Source organism: Pseudomonas sp. FP597, from assembly GCF_030687435.1.
Taxonomy (GTDB): Bacteria; Pseudomonadota; Gammaproteobacteria; order Pseudomonadales; family Pseudomonadaceae; genus Aquipseudomonas; species Aquipseudomonas lactucae.
Window position 1 is genome coordinate 560099 of record NZ_CP117432.1, and the last position, 19407, is coordinate 579505.

The following is a 19407-nucleotide window of genomic DNA, read 5'->3' on the forward strand; positions in this document are numbered from 1 at the left end:
AAATCCGCCCAGGCACCGCCATTTAGATTTTTTTCAGCCGGCTTTCTGTGTTTAGGGCATAAGCACCGCCCGACACGCAGCCCTGCACCTTTGCCCGTGTAGAAGGTAAACTTCGCCCCCTGCGCAGGAGCAACCATGAATTATCGTCACGCCTTTCACGCCGGCAACCACGCCGATGTCTTCAAACACCTGACCTTGACCCGCCTCATCGCCTTGATGTCGCGCAAGGAGCAGCCGTTCGCCTATCTCGACACCCATGCCGGGATCGGTCTGTATGACCTGAAAGGCGACCAGGCCAACCGCACGGGTGAATACCTCGAAGGCATCGCCCGTCTGTGGGATCAGGACGACCTGCCGCCGTTGACCGCCGACTACATGCGCGTGCTGCACGAGATGAACCCGGATGGCCTGTTGCGCTACTACCCAGGTTCGCCGGAGCTGGCGCGGCGCCTCACGCGTCCTCAAGACCGTGTGTTGCTCAATGAAAAACACCCCGAAGACGGCGTGCTGCTCAAGGACAACATGAAGGGCGACCGCCGGGTCAAGGTGCACCTGGGCGAAGGCTGGCATGTGCCGCGCGCCTTGTTGCCGGTGCCGGAAAAACGCGCGTTGATGCTGATCGACCCGCCGTTCGAAAAGCTCGACGAAATGCAGCGTTGCGCCGCGTCCCTCAAGGAGGCTGTCAGTCGTATGCGCCAGACCGTCGCGGCGATCTGGTACCCGGTGAAGGACCAGCGCATGCTGCGCCGCTTCTACCAGGACCTGGCCGGTACCGGCGCGCCGAAATTGCTGAGGGTGGAATTGCTGGTGCATCCACTGGACACGCCCAACACCCTGACCGGCTCGGGCCTGGCGATTGCCAACCCGCCGTGGGGCCTGGAGGAGGAGTTGCGTGAGCTGCTGCCGTGGCTGTCCAGGAAGCTGGGCCAGACCCAGGGTGGGTGGCAGATGGATTGGTTGATCGCTGAATAACGCCTGGCGCCCCTCCCACATTTTGATTTGCGTCGGCTTTAGATCGGGCACGTCACGCCAGTACCGCCGATCCCGCAGTAGCCCTGCGGATTCTTCGCCAGGTACTGCTGGTGGTACGCCTCGGCGAAGTACACCGTCGGTGCTTCGTCTATTTCAGTGGTGATCTCGCCCAGGCCAGCCTTGCTCAGTTCTTGCTGGTAAGCCTCGGCACTGGCCTTCGCCGCCGCCAACTGTTCCGGCGTGGTGGCATAAATCACTGAGCGGTACTGGCTGCCGATATCGTTGCCCTGGCGCATGCCCTGGGTCGGGTTGTGCAGTTCCCAGAACATTTTCAACAGGTCTTCGTATTTCACCTTGGCCTGGTCATACACCACCAGCACCACTTCGCTATGACCGGTCAGGCCGGAGCAGACTTCTTCGTAGGTCGGGTTCGGCGTGAAGCCGCCGGCGTAACCCACCACGGTGCTGACCACGCCATCGCGCTCCCAGAATTTGCGCTCAGCGCCCCAGAAGCAGCCCAGGCCGAAGATCGCAAAACCGACGTCGTCGAGGAACGGGCCCAGCAGCGGGTTGCCGTTGACGAAGTGCGTTTCGGGCAGGGTCATCGGCGTTTCACGCCCAGGCAGCGCTTGTTCTTGAGTAGGTAGCACGTTTTTGTTCACCAGAATTTCCGAGCGCAAGACCATGATCAGTCCTCTCGTCAGGTTGAGTTAGCAGTAAAAGTCAGACAACCAGTGTGCCCGAGTGTTACAGCGCTGTCAGGCGATTGGCCCGCGCGGGTAACGTTTGAGCATTTTCAGCAGCTCCGCGCCGGGGATTGGCCTGTCGAACAGGTAGCCCTGGCCTACATCACAGCGATGCCGGCGCAGGAACGCCAGTTGTTCGGCGGTCTCAATGCCTTCGGCCACGACCTTGAGCTTGAGGTTGTGAGCCATGGCGATTACGGCCGAGGTGATTTCCATGTCGTCCTGGTTGTCCGGGATCTCATGGATAAAGCTTCGATCGATCTTAATGATGTCGATGGGGAATTTTTTCAAGTAGCTCAGCGACGAGTAACCGGTGCCGAAGTCGTCCATGGCCAGGGTCAGGCCAAAGCTCTTCAACTGGTCCAGTTGCAGGCGCGTGTCTTCCGTGGCTTCCAGCAGCAGGCCTTCGGTGAGTTCCAGCTCGAGCAGGTTCGCCGGCAGGTCTTCTTCCTTGAGGATCGCGGCAATCGACGCCACCAGGTCCGGGTCGGAGAACTGCTTGGGCGACAGATTGATTGCCACCTGCAGGTTGCCCATGCCGGCGGCGCTTAGCCGCTTGCTCATGCGGCAGGCCTGGCGCGCGATCCATTTGCCGATGGGGATGATCAAGCCCGTTTCTTCGGCCACGCTGATGAACTGGTCGGGGCGGATCATGCCCTTCTCCGGGTGGTTCCAGCGCAGCAGCGCCTCCATGCCCAGCAAGCGGCCGCTGCGCAGGCACAGCTTGGGCTGGTAGAACACGTCCAACTCGTTCTGGGTGAGGGCGCGGCGCAGGTTGTTTTCCACGAACAGCTTGTAGCTGGCCTCGGCGTTCAGCGCTTCGGTAAACACCTGTACCTGGTGTTTGCCGTTGGCCTTGGCCTTATGCAGCGCCAGGCCGGCGTTGCGCATCAGGGTTTGCGGGTCGCGGCCATGCAGCGGTGCGCAGGCCAGGCCCACGGAACCGGTGACGCTGATCAATTGGTTGTCGACGAACATTGGCTTGTCGAGGGTCGCCAGCAGTTGACTGGCGACTTGCTGGCCACTTTCCAGGTCGGTGTCGTCGAGCAACACCGCAAACTCATTACTGGCAAAGCGCGCCAGGCTGCCGCCGGTACTCAGGCTGTTGCGCAGGCGTCGGGCCAGGCTGATCAGCAGCTTGTCGCCGGTCTGGTGGCCGAGGCTGTCGTTGATGCGCTTGAAGTTGTCGATGTCCACCAGCAGCAGGCTGATCGGGCTGTCGCTGTCGCGGGCAAAGCGTTCGTCGAGGTTGCGGATAAACGCCGGACGGTTGCCCAGGTTGGTCAGGTTGTCGGTATAGGCCAGACGCTCTATGCGCTGCTGGGCCAGCTTGGTCTGGGTGATGTCTTCGTAGATGCCGATGTAGTGCGTCAGCTCGCGGTTATCGCCATACACCTTGGAGATCGACAGCTGGCCCCAGTAAGGTTCCAGATTTTTACGCCGACTCTTGAACTCACCCTGCCAACTGTTGCTTTTGGCCAGGCTCGACGGCGCGTCGAACAGCAGTTCGCTGAGATTCTCCAGCGCCGGTAATTGCGCCAGGCGGTGGCCGTGGACTTCTTCGGCGCTGTACTGGGTGATCGCGGTGAAACTCGGGTTGACGTACTCCACCACGCCGTCGCAATTGACCAGCAGAAAGGCGTTGGCGCTTTGCTCCACCGCACGCTGGAACAGGTGCAGGGCGCTGGTGGCGGTGCGCCGGTTGTGATTGTTGATCACCTGCGCAAACTGGTCTGCCAGCTCGCCGGCAAAGGCAATTTCATCTGCCTGCCAGTCGCGTGGGCTGCCGGCTTGTTCCAGGCACAGCACGCCGACCACATGGCCGTCCACGCGGATACTCGCGTCGAGCACGGCGTGGATGCCTTTTGCGCGTAGGTGTTCGGCCATTTCCCGGGTGCGCGGATCGCGCAGGGCATGGTTGGCGTCGATGGCGCGGCTGGCGTGCAGGGCTTCCAGATAGTCCGGGAAGCAGCTGGCATCGATGGCGTCGGGCAGATGGTATTTCTGGTCGGCGCGGTGGTACGCCGAGATCGGCACCAGGTGCTGGCCTTCGAGGTTCCAGATGCTGGCGCAGTCAATCTGGTAGATGTCGCAGGCGCTGCGGGTAATCAGCTCGGCGGCTTCCTGCAGCGAATTGTTTATGGTGTAGCGCTGGCGGGCCAGCAGGAGGATCAACTCCTGCTGCGCGCGCACCCGTTCCAGGTGCTGCAACTGTTCCCGCTGGGCGCGCTGGTTGAGTTCGAGGGCAATTTGCAGGCGGCTGTTCTGGTTCTCCAGGTCCGCGGTGGGAGCTGGCGAGGGCAATTCGCTGAACAGGCCGTCGACCACCATCAGGTAGCCGCGCAGCAGATGGCGATTGTGTTGTTTGTAGGCCTCGCCCATTTCCAGCAGGCTCAGGGGGCCGTCGTTGGTGTGCAGGGTGTAGCGCACCAGGTAGTGAGGGCTCTGGGTCAGTTGCTGCTGGATGGTGTCGTGCAGTTGATAGCGCGCCTGGGGCTCCATCAGGCTGGCGTAGGGTGTGCCCAGCAGCGCGCACAGCTCCACCGCCGACAGGCCGAATTGGCGCTCGCAATTGGGGTCCAGGTAAAGAAGGGCCCAGCTCGCCTCATTAAGCCGCTCGAAGCGCAGCATACCGAGGCGCGAAGGCACCGGTAACTGCGTCACTACCTCGGCCGCCATTCGGGCGACATCGGGCTGGCTTTTCATGGGGGGGAACTCACTTGAAATAACGCGCACGGCGCCGGGCTCACGCCCTCTTTTCTGCTGCCTGCGGCAAGGTTGCATCATGCAGCGCGGACTGACAAGAGAGGATGAAGGCTAAGTGCTATAAGGGTGTTATCGGCCGCGTGGGGGATTTCTGTAGGTGCGCTGACAGAAGGTGTACAAACCTGTTCGGTTTGTCCAGTTTCTGGTGGCTGAAAGAGTAAAAAAAGCCCCGCCAATTGGCGGGGTTGAGGTACGAGCGTGGCGCTCGGAAATCGATGCAACCGGGCCTCCCCGGTGAAAGGGAGGCCCGTAGTTGCTTACAGCAGGATGGTGCGGATGTCGTTCAGCAGTTGGCTCAGGCGCTGGGTAAAGCGCGCAGCCGCCGCACCGTTGATCACACGGTGATCGTAGGACAGCGACAGAGGCAGCATCAGCTTCGGCTGGAACGCTTTACCGTCCCAGACAGGCTGGATGGTGGCCTTGGATACACCCAGGATTGCCACTTCCGGCGCGTTGACGATTGGTGTGAAGCCAGTGCCGCCAATGTGACCGAGGCTGGAGATGGTGAAGCAAGCGCCCTGCATGTCGTCCGGGGTGAGCTTCTTGTCGCGGGCCTTGGCAGCCAGCGCAGCCGCTTCGGCAGCCAGTTGCAGCAGGTTCTTCTGGTCAACGTTCTTGATGACCGGGACCAGCAGGCCATCCGGGGTGTCGACGGCAAAGCCGATGTGCACGTACTTCTTGCGAATGATCGCTTTGCCGCTTGGCGCCAGCGAACTGTTGAAGTCCGGCAGCTCCTTGAGCAGGTGCGCACAGGCTTTGAGCAGCAGCGGCAGTACGGTCAGTTTCACGCCAGCCTTTTCGGCCACGGCTTTCTGCGCAACGCGGAAAGCTTCCAGGTCGGTAATGTCGGCCTGGTCGAACTGAGTCACGTGCGGGATGTTCAGCCAGCTGGCGTGCAGGCCTGCCGCGCCGATTTGCATCAGGCGGGTCATCGGCACTTCTTCGGTTTCGCCGAAGCGGCTGAAATCCACGGTGCGGATCGGCGGAATACCCGAGCCGCCGGTTGCAGCGCCGGCCGCCGGGGCTTCCTTGGCTTTCTGCATCATGGCTTTGACGTAGACCTGCACGTCTTCTTTCAGCACGCGACCGTGTGGGCCAGTGGCCGATACAGCGTTGAGCTCGACGCCGAATTCACGCGCCAGTTGGCGTACAGCCGGGCCGGCGTGAACCTTGGCACCGCTTGGTGCTGGAGCGGCAGGGGCCGGTGCGGCTTCGGTTTTTGCAGCAGGCGCAGGGGCGGCAGCGGCTGGAGCCGCTGGCGCCGCTTCAGCCTTGGCCGCCGCCGGAGCGGGAGCCGCGGCAGGCGCAGCGCCTTGTACTTTCAGCTTGAGAATGAAGTCACCGGTGCCGACTTCGTCTTCCAGCTTGACTGCAATGCTTTCCACCACGCCGGCAGCCGGCGATGGGATTTCCATGGAGGCCTTGTCGGACTCCAGGGTGATCAGCGACTGGTCGGCTTCGACGGTGTCGCCGACCTTGACCAGCAACTCGATGATCTTGGCCTTGCCTGACGAACCGATGTCCGGGACGTGAATGTCCTGGACGGTGGCGGCGGCAGGTGCGGCGGCCGGGGCTGGGGCCTCGGCAGCAGGTTTTTCAGCAACAGGTGCTGGTGCGGCAGCAGGAGCGGCGGCCGCAGGCGCCGCATCGGCGGCACCTTCGATTTCCAGCTCCAGCAATTCGTCGCCTTCTTTCAGGCGGTCGCCCAGCTTCACTTTCAGGCTCTTGACCACGCCGGCCTTGGGAGCAGGGATTTCCATGCTCGCCTTGTCCGATTCCAGGGTCAGGATGCTCTGGTCGGCTTCGACTTTGTCGCCGACCTTCACAAACAGCTCGATTACTTCACCTTCACCGCTGCCGATGTCAGGTACGCGAATGAGTTCGCTCACAAAAAGTCTCCTCAGCAGTCCAGTGGGTTGCGTTTTTCCGGGTTGATCCCGAACTTGACGATAGCGTCAGCCACCACCTTGGGTTCGATCTCACCACGGTCAGCCAAGGCTTCCAGGGCTGCCAACACCACAAAGTGACGGTCGACTTCGAAGAAGTGACGCAGCTTCTTGCGGCTGTCACTGCGGCCGAAACCGTCGGTGCCCAGGACTTTGAATTCCTTGGACGGGACCCACTGGCGAATTTGTTCAGCAAACAGTTTCATGTAGTCGGTGGAAGCAATGACCGGACCTTTACGGCCGTTCAGGCATTCTTCGACATAGCTCAGTTGTGGCTTCTGACCAGGGTGCAGGCGGTTGTTGCGCTCCACGGCCAGGCCGTCGCGACGCAGTTCGTTGAAGCTGGTAACGCTCCACACGTCGGCGCCGACATTGAACTCGTCGCGCAGGATCTTCGCCGCTTCACGCACTTCGCGCAGGATGGTGCCGGAGCCCATCAGCTGTACGTGGTGCGCCGCTTCCTTGGTGTCTTCCTCGAGCAGGTACATGCCCTTGATGATGCCTTCTTCCACGCCGGCCGGCATGGCTGGCTGCTGGTAGGACTCGTTCATCACGGTGATGTAGTAGAAAACGTCCTGCTGCTCTTCGGTCATCTTCTTCATGCCGTCCTGGATGATCACCGCCAGCTCGTAGCCGTAGGTTGGATCAAAGGTGCGGCAGTTCGGGATGGTGGCAGCCAGGATGTGGCTGTGACCGTCTTCGTGTTGCAGGCCTTCGCCGTTCAGCGTGGTTCTGCCTGCGGTACCGCCGATCAGGAAGCCACGGGTACGGCTGTCGCCGGCTGCCCATGCCAGGTCGCCGATACGCTGGAAACCGAACATCGAGTAGAAAATGTAGAACGGCAGCATCGGCTGGTTGTGGCTGGAGTACGACGTACCGGCTGCGATGAAGGAGCTCATGGCGCCCGCTTCGTTGATGCCTTCTTCGAGGATCTGGCCCTTCTTGTCTTCCTTGTAGAACATCACCTGGTCTTTATCGACTGGCTCGTAGAGCTGGCCGACGGAGGAGTAGATGCCCAACTGGCGGAACATGCCTTCCATACCGAAGGTACGGGCTTCGTCCGGGATGATCGGGACGATGCGCGGGCCGATGTCCTTGTCCTTGACCAACTGCGCGAGGATCCGCACGAAGGCCATGGTGGTAGAGATTTCGCGGTCGCCCGAGCCGTCCAGGATGGCCTTGAGCGTGCTCAGGTCCGGGGTCGGTACGCTGAAGCTGTTGGCGCGGCGCTGTGGCACGAAACCGCCCAGTGCGGTACGACGCTCGCTCAGGTAGCGGGCTTCGGCGCTGTTTGGCTCCGGCTTGAAGAACGGCAGGTTCTCCAGCTCTTCGTCCTTGACCGGGATGTCGAAGCGGTCGCGGAACAACTTCAGGCTGTCGACGTCGACTTTCTTGGTGTTGTGCGCGGTGTTCTTCGCTTCGCCGGCACCGGTGCCATAACCCTTGATGGTCTTGGCCAGGATAACGGTCGGTTGTTCCTTGTGGTTGACCGCTTCGTGGTACGCCGCGTAGACCTTGTACGGGTCGTGGCCGCCACGGTTGAGCTTCCAGATCTCGTCGTCGGACAGGTCGGCAACCATCGCCTTGAGTTCAGGCGTGTTGAAGAAGTGTTCACGCACGAACGCGCCGTCTTTGGCTTTGTAGTTCTGGTACTCGCCGTCGATGACTGCGTCCATCCGGCGTTGCAGGATACCGTCGACATCCTTGGCCAGCAGTGGGTCCCAGAAACGGCCCCAGATGACTTTGGTCACGTTCCATTGCGCGCCGCGGAACACGCCTTCGAGTTCCTGGATGATCTTGCCGTTGCCGCGAACCGGGCCGTCGAGGCGCTGCAGGTTGCAGTTGATGACGAAGATCAGGTTGTCCAGCTTCTCGCGGCCAGCCAGGGAGATGGCACCCAGGGATTCCGGCTCGTCGCACTCGCCGTCGCCCAGGAAGCACCAGACTTTCTGCTTGCCTTCAGGAATGAAACCACGGGCTTCCAGGTACTTCATGAAGCGTGCCTGGTAGATCGCTTGAATTGGACCCAGACCCATGGATACGGTCGGGAACTGCCAGAAATCAGGCATCAGCCAAGGGTGCGGATAGGACGACAGGCCCTGACCGTCGACTTCCTGGCGGAAGTTGTTCATTTGTTCTTCGCTGATGCGACCTTCCATGAACGCACGGGCGTAGACGCCTGGCGAGGTGTGGCCCTGGAAGTAGATCAGGTCGCCGCCGTGTTCGTCGGTCGGGGCCTGGAAGAAGTAGTTGAAGCCGATGTCATACAGGGTTGCGCTGGAGGCGAAGCTGGAGATGTGACCGCCCAGGTCAGAATCTTTCAAGTTCGTGCGCATTACCATCGCCATGGCGTTCCAACGTACCAGCGAGCGAATGCGGCGTTCCATGAACAGGTCGCCAGGCATGCGTGCTTCGTGGGTAACGGGGATGGTGTTGCGGTATGGCGTGGTGATGGCGTAGGGCAGTTGCGAGCCGCTGCGGGTCGCGAGTTCGCCCATACGGGTCATCAGGTAGTGAGCACGGTCTTCGCCTTCTTTGTCGAGAACCGATTCCAGGGCGTCCAGCCATTCCTGGGTTTCGACGGGATCGAGGTCTTGCATGGCTTGCTCCAGGGCGGAAAGGCTACCAGAATCGGTTGCCTGAAGTTTGCGACTGGCCTTGTGGGCAGACGACATAAATTCTTGGATGGCCGAAGGTTGCTTCGGCGTCCTGTAGTTTTACTACAAATCGTCGGCCATTTCAGCCTTTCGAATGTATATACGAGTAGTAAAACTACACAAGACTGAGCGGATTGCTCGGTCTGGCTGGTGAGCATAATCGTTATTGTTGATCTTTTGCGAACAAGAAAAGGTATGGATTTAATGTTGCCTGCCAAAAATTATGAATTTTCAGCTATTTATAACCTTTGTTCGACAGTCCGTCACCGAACGTGGTTCCCGCGTTCACAGCTACACGCCATCTACGCGCCGAACAAGGATAGACCATGAGCCTTCCAACGCTGGCCGACTTGCCTGCCATTCTTCTTCCCATTGCCCAGCGTGCCGAGCAGTCATTTCGTGACGCCGTGGCCACGCTGGACGACGATCATGGCCTTTCTGCGTGGACGCCGCAACGGTGGGCCGACTTCGCCCGCGTGTGCGGCGCCAGTGATTTCGTCATTGAACAGAGTGTTCGTGACCCTTTGATGTTGCTCGAACTGGTCGCCTGGGGCGAACTGGACCGTGGCTTCGCCCCGGGCGAACTGTGCGGGCAAATCGCCGGTGCCGTGCAACAGGCTGAAACAGAAGAGCAACTGGGTCGCCTCTTGCGGCGCCAGCGTACTCGCCAGCAGGTGCGCATCATCTGGCGCGACCTGACGCGTCAGGCCGACCTGGTGCAAACCTGTCGTGACCTCTCCGACATGGCCGACGCCTGCATCGACCAGGCCTACCACTGGCTGTACCAGCGCCACTGCGTGCAGTTCGGCACGCCCACCGGCCGGCGCAGCGGCGAGCCGCAGCACATGGTCGTCCTCGGCATGGGCAAGCTCGGTGCGATGGAGCTGAACCTGTCATCGGATATCGACCTGATCTTCGCCTACCCCGAGGGCGGTGAAACGGTGGGTGTGAAACGCTCGCTGGATAACCAGGAATTTTTCATTCGCCTTGGTCAAAAACTGATCAAGGCCCTCGATCCGATGACCGTCGACGGCTTCGTGTTCCGCGTCGATATGCGCCTGCGTCCCTACGGTTCGGCCGGTGCGCTGGTGCTCAGCTTCAATGCACTGGAGCAGTACTACCAGGACCAGGGCCGCGACTGGGAACGCTACGCCATGATCAAGGCGCGCGTGGTTGCCGGTGATCAGGTAGCCGGTGCGCAGTTGCTGGACATGCTGCGGCCGTTCGTCTATCGCCGCTATCTGGATTTCTCCGCCATCGAAGCGCTGCGCACCATGAAGCAGCTGATCCAGCAGGAAGTGCGGCGCAAAGGCATGGCCGACAACATCAAGCTGGGCGCGGGCGGCATTCGCGAGGTGGAGTTCATTGCCCAGGCGTTCCAGCTGATCCACGGCGGCCGCGACCTCAGCCTGCAGCAGCGGCCATTGCTCAACGTGCTCGGCACCCTCGAAGGCCAGGGCTACCTGCCGCCCGCGGTGATCGCCGAGCTGCGCAACGGCTATGAATTCCTGCGTTACACCGAACACGCGATCCAGGCGATTGCCGACCGACAGACGCAGATGCTCCCGGACGGCCCGCAAGACCAGGCGCGCATTGCCTTTATGCTGGGCTTTGCCGATTGGTCGGCATTCCATGAGCGCCTGATGTACTGGCGCGGTCGGGTGGACTGGCACTTCCGCCAAGTGATTGCCGACCCCGATGAAGAAGAGGGCGAGGAGAGCGAATTGGTCGTGGGCGGCGAGTGGTTGCCGCTGTGGGAAGAGTCGCAGGATGAAGACGCCGCCTGTCGTCAATTGACCGAAGGGGGGTTCAGCGATGCGCCCAAGGCCCTCAAGGCCCTGGCCGGTTTGCGTGGCAGCCCGCAGTTGCGCGCCATGCAACGCCTGGGGCGCGAGCGGCTGGACGCGTTTATCCCGCGCCTGCTGGCCCAGGCGGTTGAGCATGCCGATCCGGACCTGGTGCTGGAGCGCGTATTACCCTTGGTCGAGGCCGTCGCCCGTCGTTCCGCTTACCTGGTGCTGCTCACCGAAAACCCGGACGCCCTGCGTCGCCTGTTGACCCTGTGCGCCGCCAGCCCGTGGATCGCCGAGCAGATCACGCGTTTCCCATTGCTGCTCGACGAACTGCTCAACGAAGGCCGCCTGTTCAAGCCGCCGCTGGCCCCGGAACTGGCCGCCGAACTGCGCGAACGCCTTACACGCATCCCCGAGGATGACCTTGAGCAGCAGATGGAAGCGTTGCGTCACTTCAAGCTCGCCCACCGCCTGCGCGTGGCCGCCTCGGAAATCGCCGGCAGCCTGCCGTTGATGAAGGTCAGCGATTACCTGACCTGGCTTGCCGAAGCCATCCTCGAACAAGTGCTGGCCCTGGCCTGGCGCCAGACCGTGGCGCGCCATGGCTCGCCGCAACGCCTGGACGGCACCCTGTGCGATCCTGGATTCGTCATTGTCGGTTATGGGAAAGTCGGCGGGATCGAACTGGGGCATGGTTCGGACCTGGACCTGGTGTTTATCCACGATGGCGATCCCCATGCTGAAACCGATGGGGCCAAGCCCATCGATGGCGCGCAATTCTTCACCCGTCTGGGCCAGCGCATCATTCATTTGCTGACCACTCAGACCAACTCGGGCCAGTTGTACGAAGTCGACATGCGCCTGCGACCATCCGGTGCTTCCGGTTTGCTGGTGAGTTCCCTTGGCGCCTTTGAGCGGTATCAGGAAAACGAAGCCTGGACCTGGGAGCATCAGGCCCTGATCCGTGCGCGGGTGTTGGTCGGCAGTCAGGATGTGGGCCAGGCCTTCGAGCAGGTTCGGGCCAAGGTGTTGGGGCGTGAACGCGACCTGGCGAAGCTGCGCCAGGAGGTCAGCGAGATGCGCGCCAAGATGCGTGACAACCTGGGTACCAAGGGCACGGCGGCCGGTACCGGCGCCAATGCCTTCGAAGCGACGACGGTGTTCGACCTCAAGCAGGACGCCGGAGGTATCGTCGATATTGAATTTATGGTGCAATACGCCGCTTTGGCGTGGTCTGCGCAACATCCATCGTTGCTGCGCTACACCGACAATATTCGCATTCTGGAAGGCCTGGAGCAGGTGGGGTTGATGCCCGCCGCCGATGCCCATCTGCTGCGCGAGGTGTATAAGGCCTACCGTTCCGCCGCGCATCGACAGGCTTTGCAAAACGAGGCCGGTACGGTGCCCGGTGATCAGTTCGCTGACGAACGGCGACAAGTGATGCGTATCTGGCAGACGCTGGGGTTGAGCTGAAACACTATTAGGGCGGGGAGGCATAAGCCTCCCCGCATCGTTTGTGGAAACTACATGAATATTCTGATCGTTGGGCCCAGTTGGGTCGGTGACATGGTGATGGCACAGACACTGTTCCAGTGCCTGCGCCAACGCCATCCAGACTGCCAGATCGACGTGCTCGCCCCCGAGTGGAGCCGGCCGATCCTTGAGCGCATGCCGCAAGTGCGCAAGGCCTTGAGCTTCCCGCTCGGCCACGGCGCCCTGGAGCTGGCAACGCGCCGTCGCATCGGCAAATCCCTGGCCGGCCAGTACGACCAGGCGATCCTGCTGCCCAACTCGCTCAAGTCGGCGCTGGTGCCGTATTTTGCCGGCATCCCCAAGCGCACCGGCTGGCGCGGCGAGTTCCGCTACGTGCTGCTCAACGATGTGCGCACGCTCGACAAAGCGCGCTACCCGCTGATGATCGAGCGCTTCATGGCCCTGGCCTACGCGCCGGGTGCCGAGTTGCCCAAGCCGTACCCACGCCCGAGTTTGCAGATCGACCCGCTGACCCGCGATGCGGCGCTGGCCAAGTTCGGCCTGAGCCTGGATCGCCCGGTGTTGGCGTTGTGCCCCGGTGCCGAGTTCGGCGAGTCCAAGCGCTGGCCGGCGGAGCACTATGCCAAAGTCGCCGAGACGAAGATTCGCGAAGGCTGGCAGGTGTGGCTGTTCGGCTCGAAAAAAGATCATCCGGTGGGTGAAGACATTCGTCAGCGCCTGATCCCCGGCCTGCGCGAAGAGGCCGTCAACCTCAGTGGCGACACGTCGCTGGCCGAGGCCATCGATTTGCTGTCCTGCGCTGATGCGGTAGTGTCCAACGACTCCGGCCTGATGCACGTGGCAGCGGCGCTGAATCGCCCGCTGGTGGCGGTATATGGCTCCACCTCGCCAGGCTTTACCCCGCCGTTGGCCGACCAGGTCGAAGTGGTGCGCCTGGGCCTCGATTGCAGCCCGTGCTTTGACCGTACCTGCCGTTTCGGCCACTACAATTGCATGCGCCAGCTGTTGCCGCAGCCGGTGAACGAGGCTTTGCAGCGGTTGCAGGGCACTGTGGTCGAGGTTAACTGAGTTGCGGGTACTGGTAATCAAGACCTCATCCCTGGGCGATGTGATCCATGCATTGCCGGCACTCACCGACGCGGCGCGGGCGATCCCCGGCATTCAATTCGACTGGGTGGTGGAAGAGGGCTTTGCCGAAATTCCCACCTGGCACCCGGCGGTGGACAAAGTGATCCCGGTGGCGATTCGCCGCTGGCGCAAGAACCTCTGGCAAACCCTCAAGAACGGTGAGTGGCGGCGCTTCAAGCAGCAAGTCCAGTCGACCAAATACGATCTGGTGATCGATGCCCAGGGCCTGCTCAAAAGCGCCTGGCTGACTCGCTACGTGCGCGCGCCGGTGGCGGGTTTCGACAAAAGCTCCGCCCGTGAACCGCTCGCTGCGCGTTTCTATTCGCGACGCCTGGCCGTGGCCCGTGGGCAGCATGCGGTGGAGCGTCTGCGCCAATTGTTCGCCGTGGCGCTGGGGTATGACTTGCCCAAAGGCCTGGGCGACTACGGCTTGAGCACCGACAAGCTGCTCGGCCTGCCGCCCAAAAAACCATTTGTGCTGCTATTGCACGGCACCACCTGGGACACCAAGCACTGGCCCGAAGCCTACTGGCGCGAGCTGGCCGAGCGCATGGGGCGGCTGGGCGTGGACGTAAAATTGCCCTGGGGTAACTCCGCCGAAAAGGCCCGCGCCGAACGCCTGGCCCAAGGCCTGGACAATGCCGAAGTGTTGCCCAAGCTCAACCTGGCCGGTGTGGCCCGCGTACTGGCCGGTGCCCGTGCCTGCGTAGCGGTGGACACGGGTCTTGGTCATTTGGCCGCCGCATTGGATGTGCCGACCATTTCCCTGTTCGGCCCCACCAATCCCGGCCTGACCGGTGCCTACGGCAAGGGCCAGATTCACTTGGCCAGCGACTGGTCGTGCGCGCCGTGCCTGCAAAAGCACTGTACCTATCAACCGACGGCCGACGACCTGCGTCGGTTCGACATCAAGCGCGAGTCGCCCCTGTGCTTCACGCGCCTGAATCCTGAGCGTGTGGCCAGCCGACTGAGCACGTTGTTATTGGCTGAGGAGCTGCACTGATGCAACTGGCTTTTGTTCTGTACAAATACTTTCCCTTCGGTGGCCTGCAGCGTGACTTCATGCGCATCGCCCTGGAGTGTCAGCAGCGCGGCCATCAGATTCGTGTGTACACGCTGATCTGGGAGGGCGATATCCCGCCCGGTTTCGAAGTGCTGGTGGCGCCGGTCAAGGCGTTCCTCAATCATCGGCGCAACGAGAAACTCAGTGCCTGGATGGAAGCCGACCTGGCCAAGCGCCCGGTGGATCGTCTGATCGGCTTCAACAAAATGCCCGGCCTGGACGTGTACTACGCCGCCGATGGCTGCTTTGAAGACAAGGCGCAAAACCTGCGGCATTCGCTGTACCGCTATTTTGGCCGCTACAAGCACTTTGCCGACTACGAACGCGCAGTGTTCGCCAAAGACGCCAAGACCGAAGTCCTGATGATTTCCGAAGTGCAGCAGCCGCTGTTCATCAAACACTACGACACCCCGCTGGAACGCTTCCACCTGCTGCCGCCGGGTATCGCCCAGGACCGTCGCGCACCGCCGAACGCGGCCGAGATCCGCGAAGGGTTTCGCAAGGAATTCAACCTCGGCGATGACGACCTGTTGCTGGTGCAAATCGGCTCGGGCTTCAAGACCAAGGGCGTCGACCGCAGCCTCAAGGCTGTGGCCGCCTTGCCCGCGGAACTGAAGAAACGCACCCGTCTGTTTGTAATCGGCCAGGACGACCCCAAAGTATTCCAATTGCAGAGCGCCACGTTGGGCTTGGGCGATAACGTGCAGTTCCTCAAGGGACGCAGCGACATTCCGCGTTTCCTGCTGGGCGCCGACCTGTTGATCCACCCGGCGTACAACGAAAATACCGGCACCGTGTTGCTCGAAGCCCTGGTGGCCGGCCTGCCGGTGCTGGTCTCGGCGGTGTGTGGTTATGCCCATTACATCAATGAGGCCGACAGCGGCCTGGTGCTGGATGAGCCGTTTGAACAAGCGCAGCTCAACGGCTACCTGGTACGTATGTTGAGTGACGCTGCACAGCGCGCGGCCTGGAGCCGCAATGGGTTGGCCTTCGCCGAGACGGCCGACCTCTACAGCATGCCGCAGCACGCTGCGGATGTGATTCTGGCGGAGCCAAAACCATGAAGTTGATGCTTGCCGAACCGTTCAAGACCCTCTGGGCCGGGCGCGATGCGTTCGCCGCCGTCGAGGCGCTGGAAGGCGAGGTGTACCGTGAACTCGAAGCGCGTCGCACCTTGCGTACCGAGGTGGATGGCCGTGGCTATTTCGTGAAGATTCACCGTGGCATCGGCTGGGGCGAGATCGTCAAGAACCTGGTCACCGCCAAACTCCCGGTATTGGGCGCCGGCCAGGAATGGCTGGCGATCCAGCGCTTGCAGGCATTGGGTGTGCCGACCATGACCGCGGTGGCTTATGGCGAGCGCGGCAGCAACCCGGCCGATCAGCATTCGTTCATCGTCACCGAGGAGTTGGCGCCCACCGTCAGTCTGGAAGATTTCAGCATCGACTGGCGCAAACAGCCGCCCGAGCCACGTCTCAAGCGTGCGCTGATCGCCGAAGTGGCGCGCATGACCGGCATGATGCATCGCGGCGGGGTCAACCATCGCGACTGCTACATCTGCCATTTCCTGTTGCACACTGACACGCCGGTGACCGCCGACCACTTCAAACTTTCGGTGATCGACCTGCACCGCGCCCAGACCCGCGACAAGATCAGTCATCGCTGGCGCGACAAGGACCTGGCCGCGCTGTACTTCTCGGCGCTGGACATCGGCCTGACCCGCCGTGACAAGCTGCGCTTTCTCAAGGGCTACTTCCAGCAGCCGTTGCGCCAGATCCTGGCCGAAGAAAGCGCGTTGTTGCAGTGGCTGCAAGCCAAGGCCGACAAGCTCTACGCACGCAAGCAGCGATATGGAGATGCGCTCTGATGGCGGGTTGGATCCTGGAACCTGCGTACGCCAACCTGGCGGATGATTTCGGCAGCCTCGAAGCGGTGTTCGCCCTGCAAGGCGAGCGCCTGACCCGCGACCCGTTGTCGGAGGTGATCCGGGTGCAGCGCGGTGGGGTCAATTACTACGTCAAGCGCTACGTCGGCGCCGGCAAGGGCCTGCGACGCTACCTGGGCAAGCCGCGGGTCAAGTCCGAATGGCAGAACCTCAAGCGCTTCGCCAAGTGGGGCATACCCACCGCCGACGTGGTGGCCTGGGGCCTGGAGCGTAACGGCCTGGCCTATGACCGTGGCGCGATGATCACCCGCGAGTTGCCACGCACCGAAGACCTCTCGGTGCTGGCCGAGCACCGCGATGCGCGCCTGCGCGATCCCAAATGGGTCGATGCGGTCAGCCGCCAGCTCGCCGAATACACGCGCACCATGCACGATCATCGCTTCACCCATAACGATTTGAAGTGGCGCAACCTGCTGGTCGATGATCAGTCGACTCTGTATTTGATCGACTGCCCCAACGGCGATTTCTGGCGTGGTTTCTGGCTCAAATACCGCATCACCAAGGATCTGGCTTGCCTGGACAAAGTGGCCAAGTATCACCTGTCGGCCACCCAGCGCCTGCGTTTTTACTTGCAGTACCGTGGCAGTCGGCACCTGAGTGATTCGGACAAACGGCGGATTCGCCACGTGGTGAAGTTTTTCGAGGGGCGCGAATGAGTGATTTTCTGGCGGCTGAAGACCGTGCCGTGCTGGAGCGTAACGGCCTGGCGACATTCGACGCGCTGTGGGCCAAGCAACTGGACGCCGTCGACGAGCCGAACACCAGTCGCGGCGGTTGGAGCAGTGTGTTCCGCCTGGAGATAGAGGGCCACGGGTATTACCTCAAGCGCCAGAGCAACTACCTCACCCGCAGTCTGCACCGGCCGTTGGGCGAGCCGAGTTTCTCCCGCGAGTTTCGCAATATCAGCCGTTATCGCACGCTGGGCATCCCGGCGTTGCAGGCGGCGTTCTATGGCGAACGCAAGGTGGCTGGCGAACACCGCGCGATGTTGCTGACCCGTGCCCTGGATGGCTGGAACGACCTGGATTCGGTGCTGGAGCAATGGCCGCAACTGAGCGACGCCCAACACCGGGCCATCCTGCTGGCCTGTGGCCGGCTGGCGCGCCGGCTGCATGGCGTGGGCCAGGTGCATGGCTGTTTTTACCCCAAGCATATTTTTTTGCAGGCGACCGGTGACGGTTACGCCGCGCAGTTGATCGACCTGGAGAAAACCCGCCCGTTGCTGTTCGGCTGGCGTGACCGGGTCAAGGACCTGGAGCCGCTGTTGCGCCGCGCACCGCAGTGGTCGAACGCGCAGGTGCGCCAATTGCTGGCGGCTTATCTCGACCAGCCTGAAGACAGTCCGCTGGTCGCCACCTGGCTGCAGCGCCTGACGAAGCGGCGTAGCCACAAGGAGAACCGCTGATGCGCCTGTCCGAGCTGAAAAAGGCCGGCCGCACCCTGAGCCTGCCCCTGACCCTCGATCTTGCGGACGCCGTCGGCCCCGGCCAGTTGCAACTGCTGAGCCTGTTGCGTGTATTGCCGGGCGAGCGTTACGTGGGCGCGGCGGTCTGGCGCGGGCGTGCGGTGCTGGCCAAGTTATTGGTGGGCAGCAAGGCCGCGCGGCATTTTCAGCGTGAACTCACGGGCGTGCGCCTGCTGGCCGAACACGGCCTGACCACCCCCCGGTTGCTCGCCGATGGCTTGCAGGACGGCGAGGGCGGTTGGTTGCTGTTCGAGTTCCTCGAAGGCGCCGAAAGCCTGGCCGATGCCTGGCAGGCCGTCGAAGCGCTGCCGCCGCTGGCCGACGAACAAACCGCGGTGCTCGCCGAAGCGCTGGGTGCGATCGCGCAGATGCACAGCAAAGGGCTGTGGCAGGAAGACCTGCATCTGGACAACCTGCTGCGCCAGGACGGCAAGCTGTACTTGATCGACGGTGCGGGCATCCGTGTCGAAGAAGCTGGTAAACCGCTGTCGCGCAACCGAGTACTGGAAAACCTCGGTGTGTTTTTCGCCCAATTGCCGAAAAACCTCGAGCCGTTTACCGAGGAGCTGCTGGTGTATTACCTGCTCGGCAACAGTGAGCACGCGTTGCCGCTGCAAGCGCTGGAAAAACAGGTGCGCAAGGTCAGTGCCTGGCGCTTGAAGGACTTTTTGAACAAGGTCGGCCGTGAATGCACGCTGTTCAGCGTAGTGCGCGGTGCGTTTGGTTTGCGCGCGATTCGTCGCGAAGAAGAGCCTGCGATGCTGCCGGTGCTGGAACAGGCCGATGCGCTGCTCGACCGCGGCCACCTGTACAAGACCGGCGGTGCCGCCAGCGTGGCCAAGGTCGAGGTGGCCGGTCGTCCGTTGGTGATCAAGCGTTACAACATCAAGGGGTTCGCCCATTGGCTCAAACGCTTCTGGCGCCCAAGCCGCGCCTGGCACTCCTGGCGTGAAGGCAACCGCCTGGCGTTCCTGGGTATCGCCACGCCCAAGCCACTGGCCGTATTGGAAAAGCGCGTTTTCTGGCTGCGCAGCCGTGCCTACCTGATCACCGAATACCTGCCGGGCCCGGACATCATCGAGCGCTTTGCGCCCTACATCGACAACGGTGACGTGCCGGAAAACGAATTGCTGGCCCTGGACCACCTGTTTGCCCAACTTATTGGCGAGCGCATCAGCCATGGGGATTTCAAGGGCCACAACCTGTTCTGGCACGAGGACCGCTGGGCGCTGATTGATCTGGATTCGGTCTGTCAGCACAGCTCAGCCGCCAGTTTCGCACCGGCGTATGCCAGGGATCGGGCGCGGTTCATGCGTAACTGGCCGCAGGACAGTGCGTTGTACCAACTGATTGATCAGCGGTTGCCCAGGCAAGTGTGATGGTTCCCCGTGCTTCACGTGAGAGGCCTGTATTGATCGTTCCCACGCGCGCG

13 protein-coding genes are annotated in these 19407 nt (G+C 62.0%); 9 read left to right on the top strand and 4 right to left on the bottom strand.

The genetic code is table 11. The annotated features are described in order from the left end of the window. Positions 1 to 135: 135 nt before the first annotated feature. On the top strand, positions 136 to 972 hold the full coding sequence (locus tag PSH66_RS02470; protein WP_305428312.1) for a 23S rRNA (adenine(2030)-N(6))-methyltransferase RlmJ: 837 nt from the start codon (positions 136 to 138) through the stop codon (positions 970 to 972). Between the two features lie 38 nt (positions 973 to 1010). On the opposite strand, the gene msrA is transcribed toward PSH66_RS02470, so the two are convergent. From msrA to aceE, 4 genes are all read right to left on the bottom strand, one after another. Continuing rightward, positions 1011 to 1658 (bottom strand): peptide-methionine (S)-S-oxide reductase MsrA, encoded by a 648-nt coding sequence (msrA, locus tag PSH66_RS02475; RefSeq protein ID WP_003171278.1) that lies wholly within the window; start codon positions 1656 to 1658, stop codon positions 1011 to 1013. Positions 1659 to 1730: 72 nt separating this feature from the next. Next, positions 1731 to 4424 (bottom strand): bifunctional diguanylate cyclase/phosphodiesterase, encoded by a 2694-nt coding sequence (locus PSH66_RS02480; RefSeq protein WP_003171279.1) that lies wholly within the window; start codon positions 4422 to 4424, stop codon positions 1731 to 1733. A 317-nt stretch (positions 4425 to 4741) separates the two neighbouring features. Continuing rightward, a complete protein-coding gene (gene aceF / locus PSH66_RS02485; protein ID WP_003171280.1) occupies positions 4742 to 6373 on the bottom strand; it encodes a dihydrolipoyllysine-residue acetyltransferase in 1632 nt (543 codons plus the stop codon). A gap of 11 nt (positions 6374 to 6384) precedes the next feature. After that, positions 6385 to 9030 carry a pyruvate dehydrogenase (acetyl-transferring), homodimeric type gene (aceE, locus tag PSH66_RS02490; protein WP_305428313.1) on the bottom strand — a complete coding sequence of 882 codons (2646 nt, stop codon included), beginning with the start codon at positions 9028 to 9030 and terminating at the stop codon, positions 6385 to 6387. Positions 9031 to 9413: 383 nt separating this feature from the next. Here aceE and glnE point away from each other — a divergent pair, with 383 nt between their 5' ends. From glnE to PSH66_RS02530, 8 genes are read left to right on the top strand one after another with little or no spacing between them, the layout of a single operon-like run. Beyond that, complete coding sequence (gene glnE / locus PSH66_RS02495; protein ID WP_003171283.1) at positions 9414 to 12353, top strand: bifunctional [glutamate--ammonia ligase]-adenylyl-L-tyrosine phosphorylase/[glutamate--ammonia-ligase] adenylyltransferase; 2940 nt, start codon at positions 9414 to 9416, stop codon at positions 12351 to 12353. 54 nt (positions 12354 to 12407) lie between these two features. Beyond that, complete coding sequence (waaF, locus tag PSH66_RS02500; protein WP_141063048.1) at positions 12408 to 13442, top strand: lipopolysaccharide heptosyltransferase II; 1035 nt, start codon at positions 12408 to 12410, stop codon at positions 13440 to 13442. Between the two features lies 1 nt (position 13443). Then, a complete protein-coding gene (gene waaC, locus PSH66_RS02505) occupies positions 13444 to 14505 on the top strand; it encodes a lipopolysaccharide heptosyltransferase I (protein ID WP_003171285.1) in 1062 nt (353 codons plus the stop codon). Further along, a complete protein-coding gene (locus tag PSH66_RS02510; protein WP_003171286.1) occupies positions 14505 to 15629 on the top strand; it encodes a glycosyltransferase family 4 protein in 1125 nt (374 codons plus the stop codon). Before waaC ends, PSH66_RS02510 begins: the two co-directional genes overlap by 1 nt. Beyond that, positions 15626 to 16432: a lipopolysaccharide core heptose(I) kinase RfaP gene (gene rfaP / locus PSH66_RS02515; RefSeq protein ID WP_078731283.1), complete on the top strand. Its 807-nt coding sequence runs from the start codon at positions 15626 to 15628 to the stop codon at positions 16430 to 16432. The genes PSH66_RS02510 and rfaP overlap by 4 nt, the downstream gene beginning before the upstream one ends. Further along, the gene (locus tag PSH66_RS02520) at positions 16432 to 17166 is read left to right on the top strand and encodes a lipopolysaccharide kinase InaA family protein (protein WP_003171289.1); all 735 of its coding nucleotides are present in this window, start codon (positions 16432 to 16434) and stop codon (positions 17164 to 17166) included. The genes rfaP and PSH66_RS02520 overlap by 1 nt, the downstream gene beginning before the upstream one ends. Continuing rightward, positions 17163 to 17915: a lipopolysaccharide kinase InaA family protein gene (locus tag PSH66_RS02525; RefSeq protein ID WP_003171290.1), complete on the top strand. Its 753-nt coding sequence runs from the start codon at positions 17163 to 17165 to the stop codon at positions 17913 to 17915. The genes PSH66_RS02520 and PSH66_RS02525 overlap by 4 nt, the downstream gene beginning before the upstream one ends. Continuing rightward, positions 17915 to 19354: a lipopolysaccharide kinase InaA family protein gene (locus PSH66_RS02530; RefSeq protein WP_305428314.1), complete on the top strand. Its 1440-nt coding sequence runs from the start codon at positions 17915 to 17917 to the stop codon at positions 19352 to 19354. Before PSH66_RS02525 ends, PSH66_RS02530 begins: the two co-directional genes overlap by 1 nt. The last annotated feature ends 53 nt before the right edge of the window (positions 19355 to 19407 follow it).

Bases quoted from the DNA above. Each gene is read 5' to 3' on its own strand.
- aceE (WP_305428313.1), bottom strand. From the start codon at position 9,030: ATGCAAGACCTCGATCCCGTCGAAACCCAGGAATGGCTGGACGCCCTG.
- PSH66_RS02530 (WP_305428314.1), top strand. From the start codon at position 17,915: ATGCGCCTGTCCGAGCTGAAAAAGGCCGGCCGCACCCTGAGCCTGCCC.
- msrA (WP_003171278.1), bottom strand. From the start codon at position 1,658: ATGGTCTTGCGCTCGGAAATTCTGGTGAACAAAAACGTGCTACCTACT.
- PSH66_RS02520 (WP_003171289.1), top strand. From the start codon at position 16,432: ATGGCGGGTTGGATCCTGGAACCTGCGTACGCCAACCTGGCGGATGAT.
- PSH66_RS02510 (WP_003171286.1), top strand. From the start codon at position 14,505: ATGCAACTGGCTTTTGTTCTGTACAAATACTTTCCCTTCGGTGGCCTG.
- PSH66_RS02470 (WP_305428312.1), top strand. From the start codon at position 136: ATGAATTATCGTCACGCCTTTCACGCCGGCAACCACGCCGATGTCTTC.
- PSH66_RS02525 (WP_003171290.1), top strand. From the start codon at position 17,163: ATGAGTGATTTTCTGGCGGCTGAAGACCGTGCCGTGCTGGAGCGTAAC.
- PSH66_RS02480 (WP_003171279.1), bottom strand. From the start codon at position 4,424: ATGAAAAGCCAGCCCGATGTCGCCCGAATGGCGGCCGAGGTAGTGACG.
- waaF (WP_141063048.1), top strand. From the start codon at position 12,408: ATGAATATTCTGATCGTTGGGCCCAGTTGGGTCGGTGACATGGTGATG.
- rfaP (WP_078731283.1), top strand. From the start codon at position 15,626: ATGAAGTTGATGCTTGCCGAACCGTTCAAGACCCTCTGGGCCGGGCGC.
- glnE (WP_003171283.1), top strand. From the start codon at position 9,414: ATGAGCCTTCCAACGCTGGCCGACTTGCCTGCCATTCTTCTTCCCATT.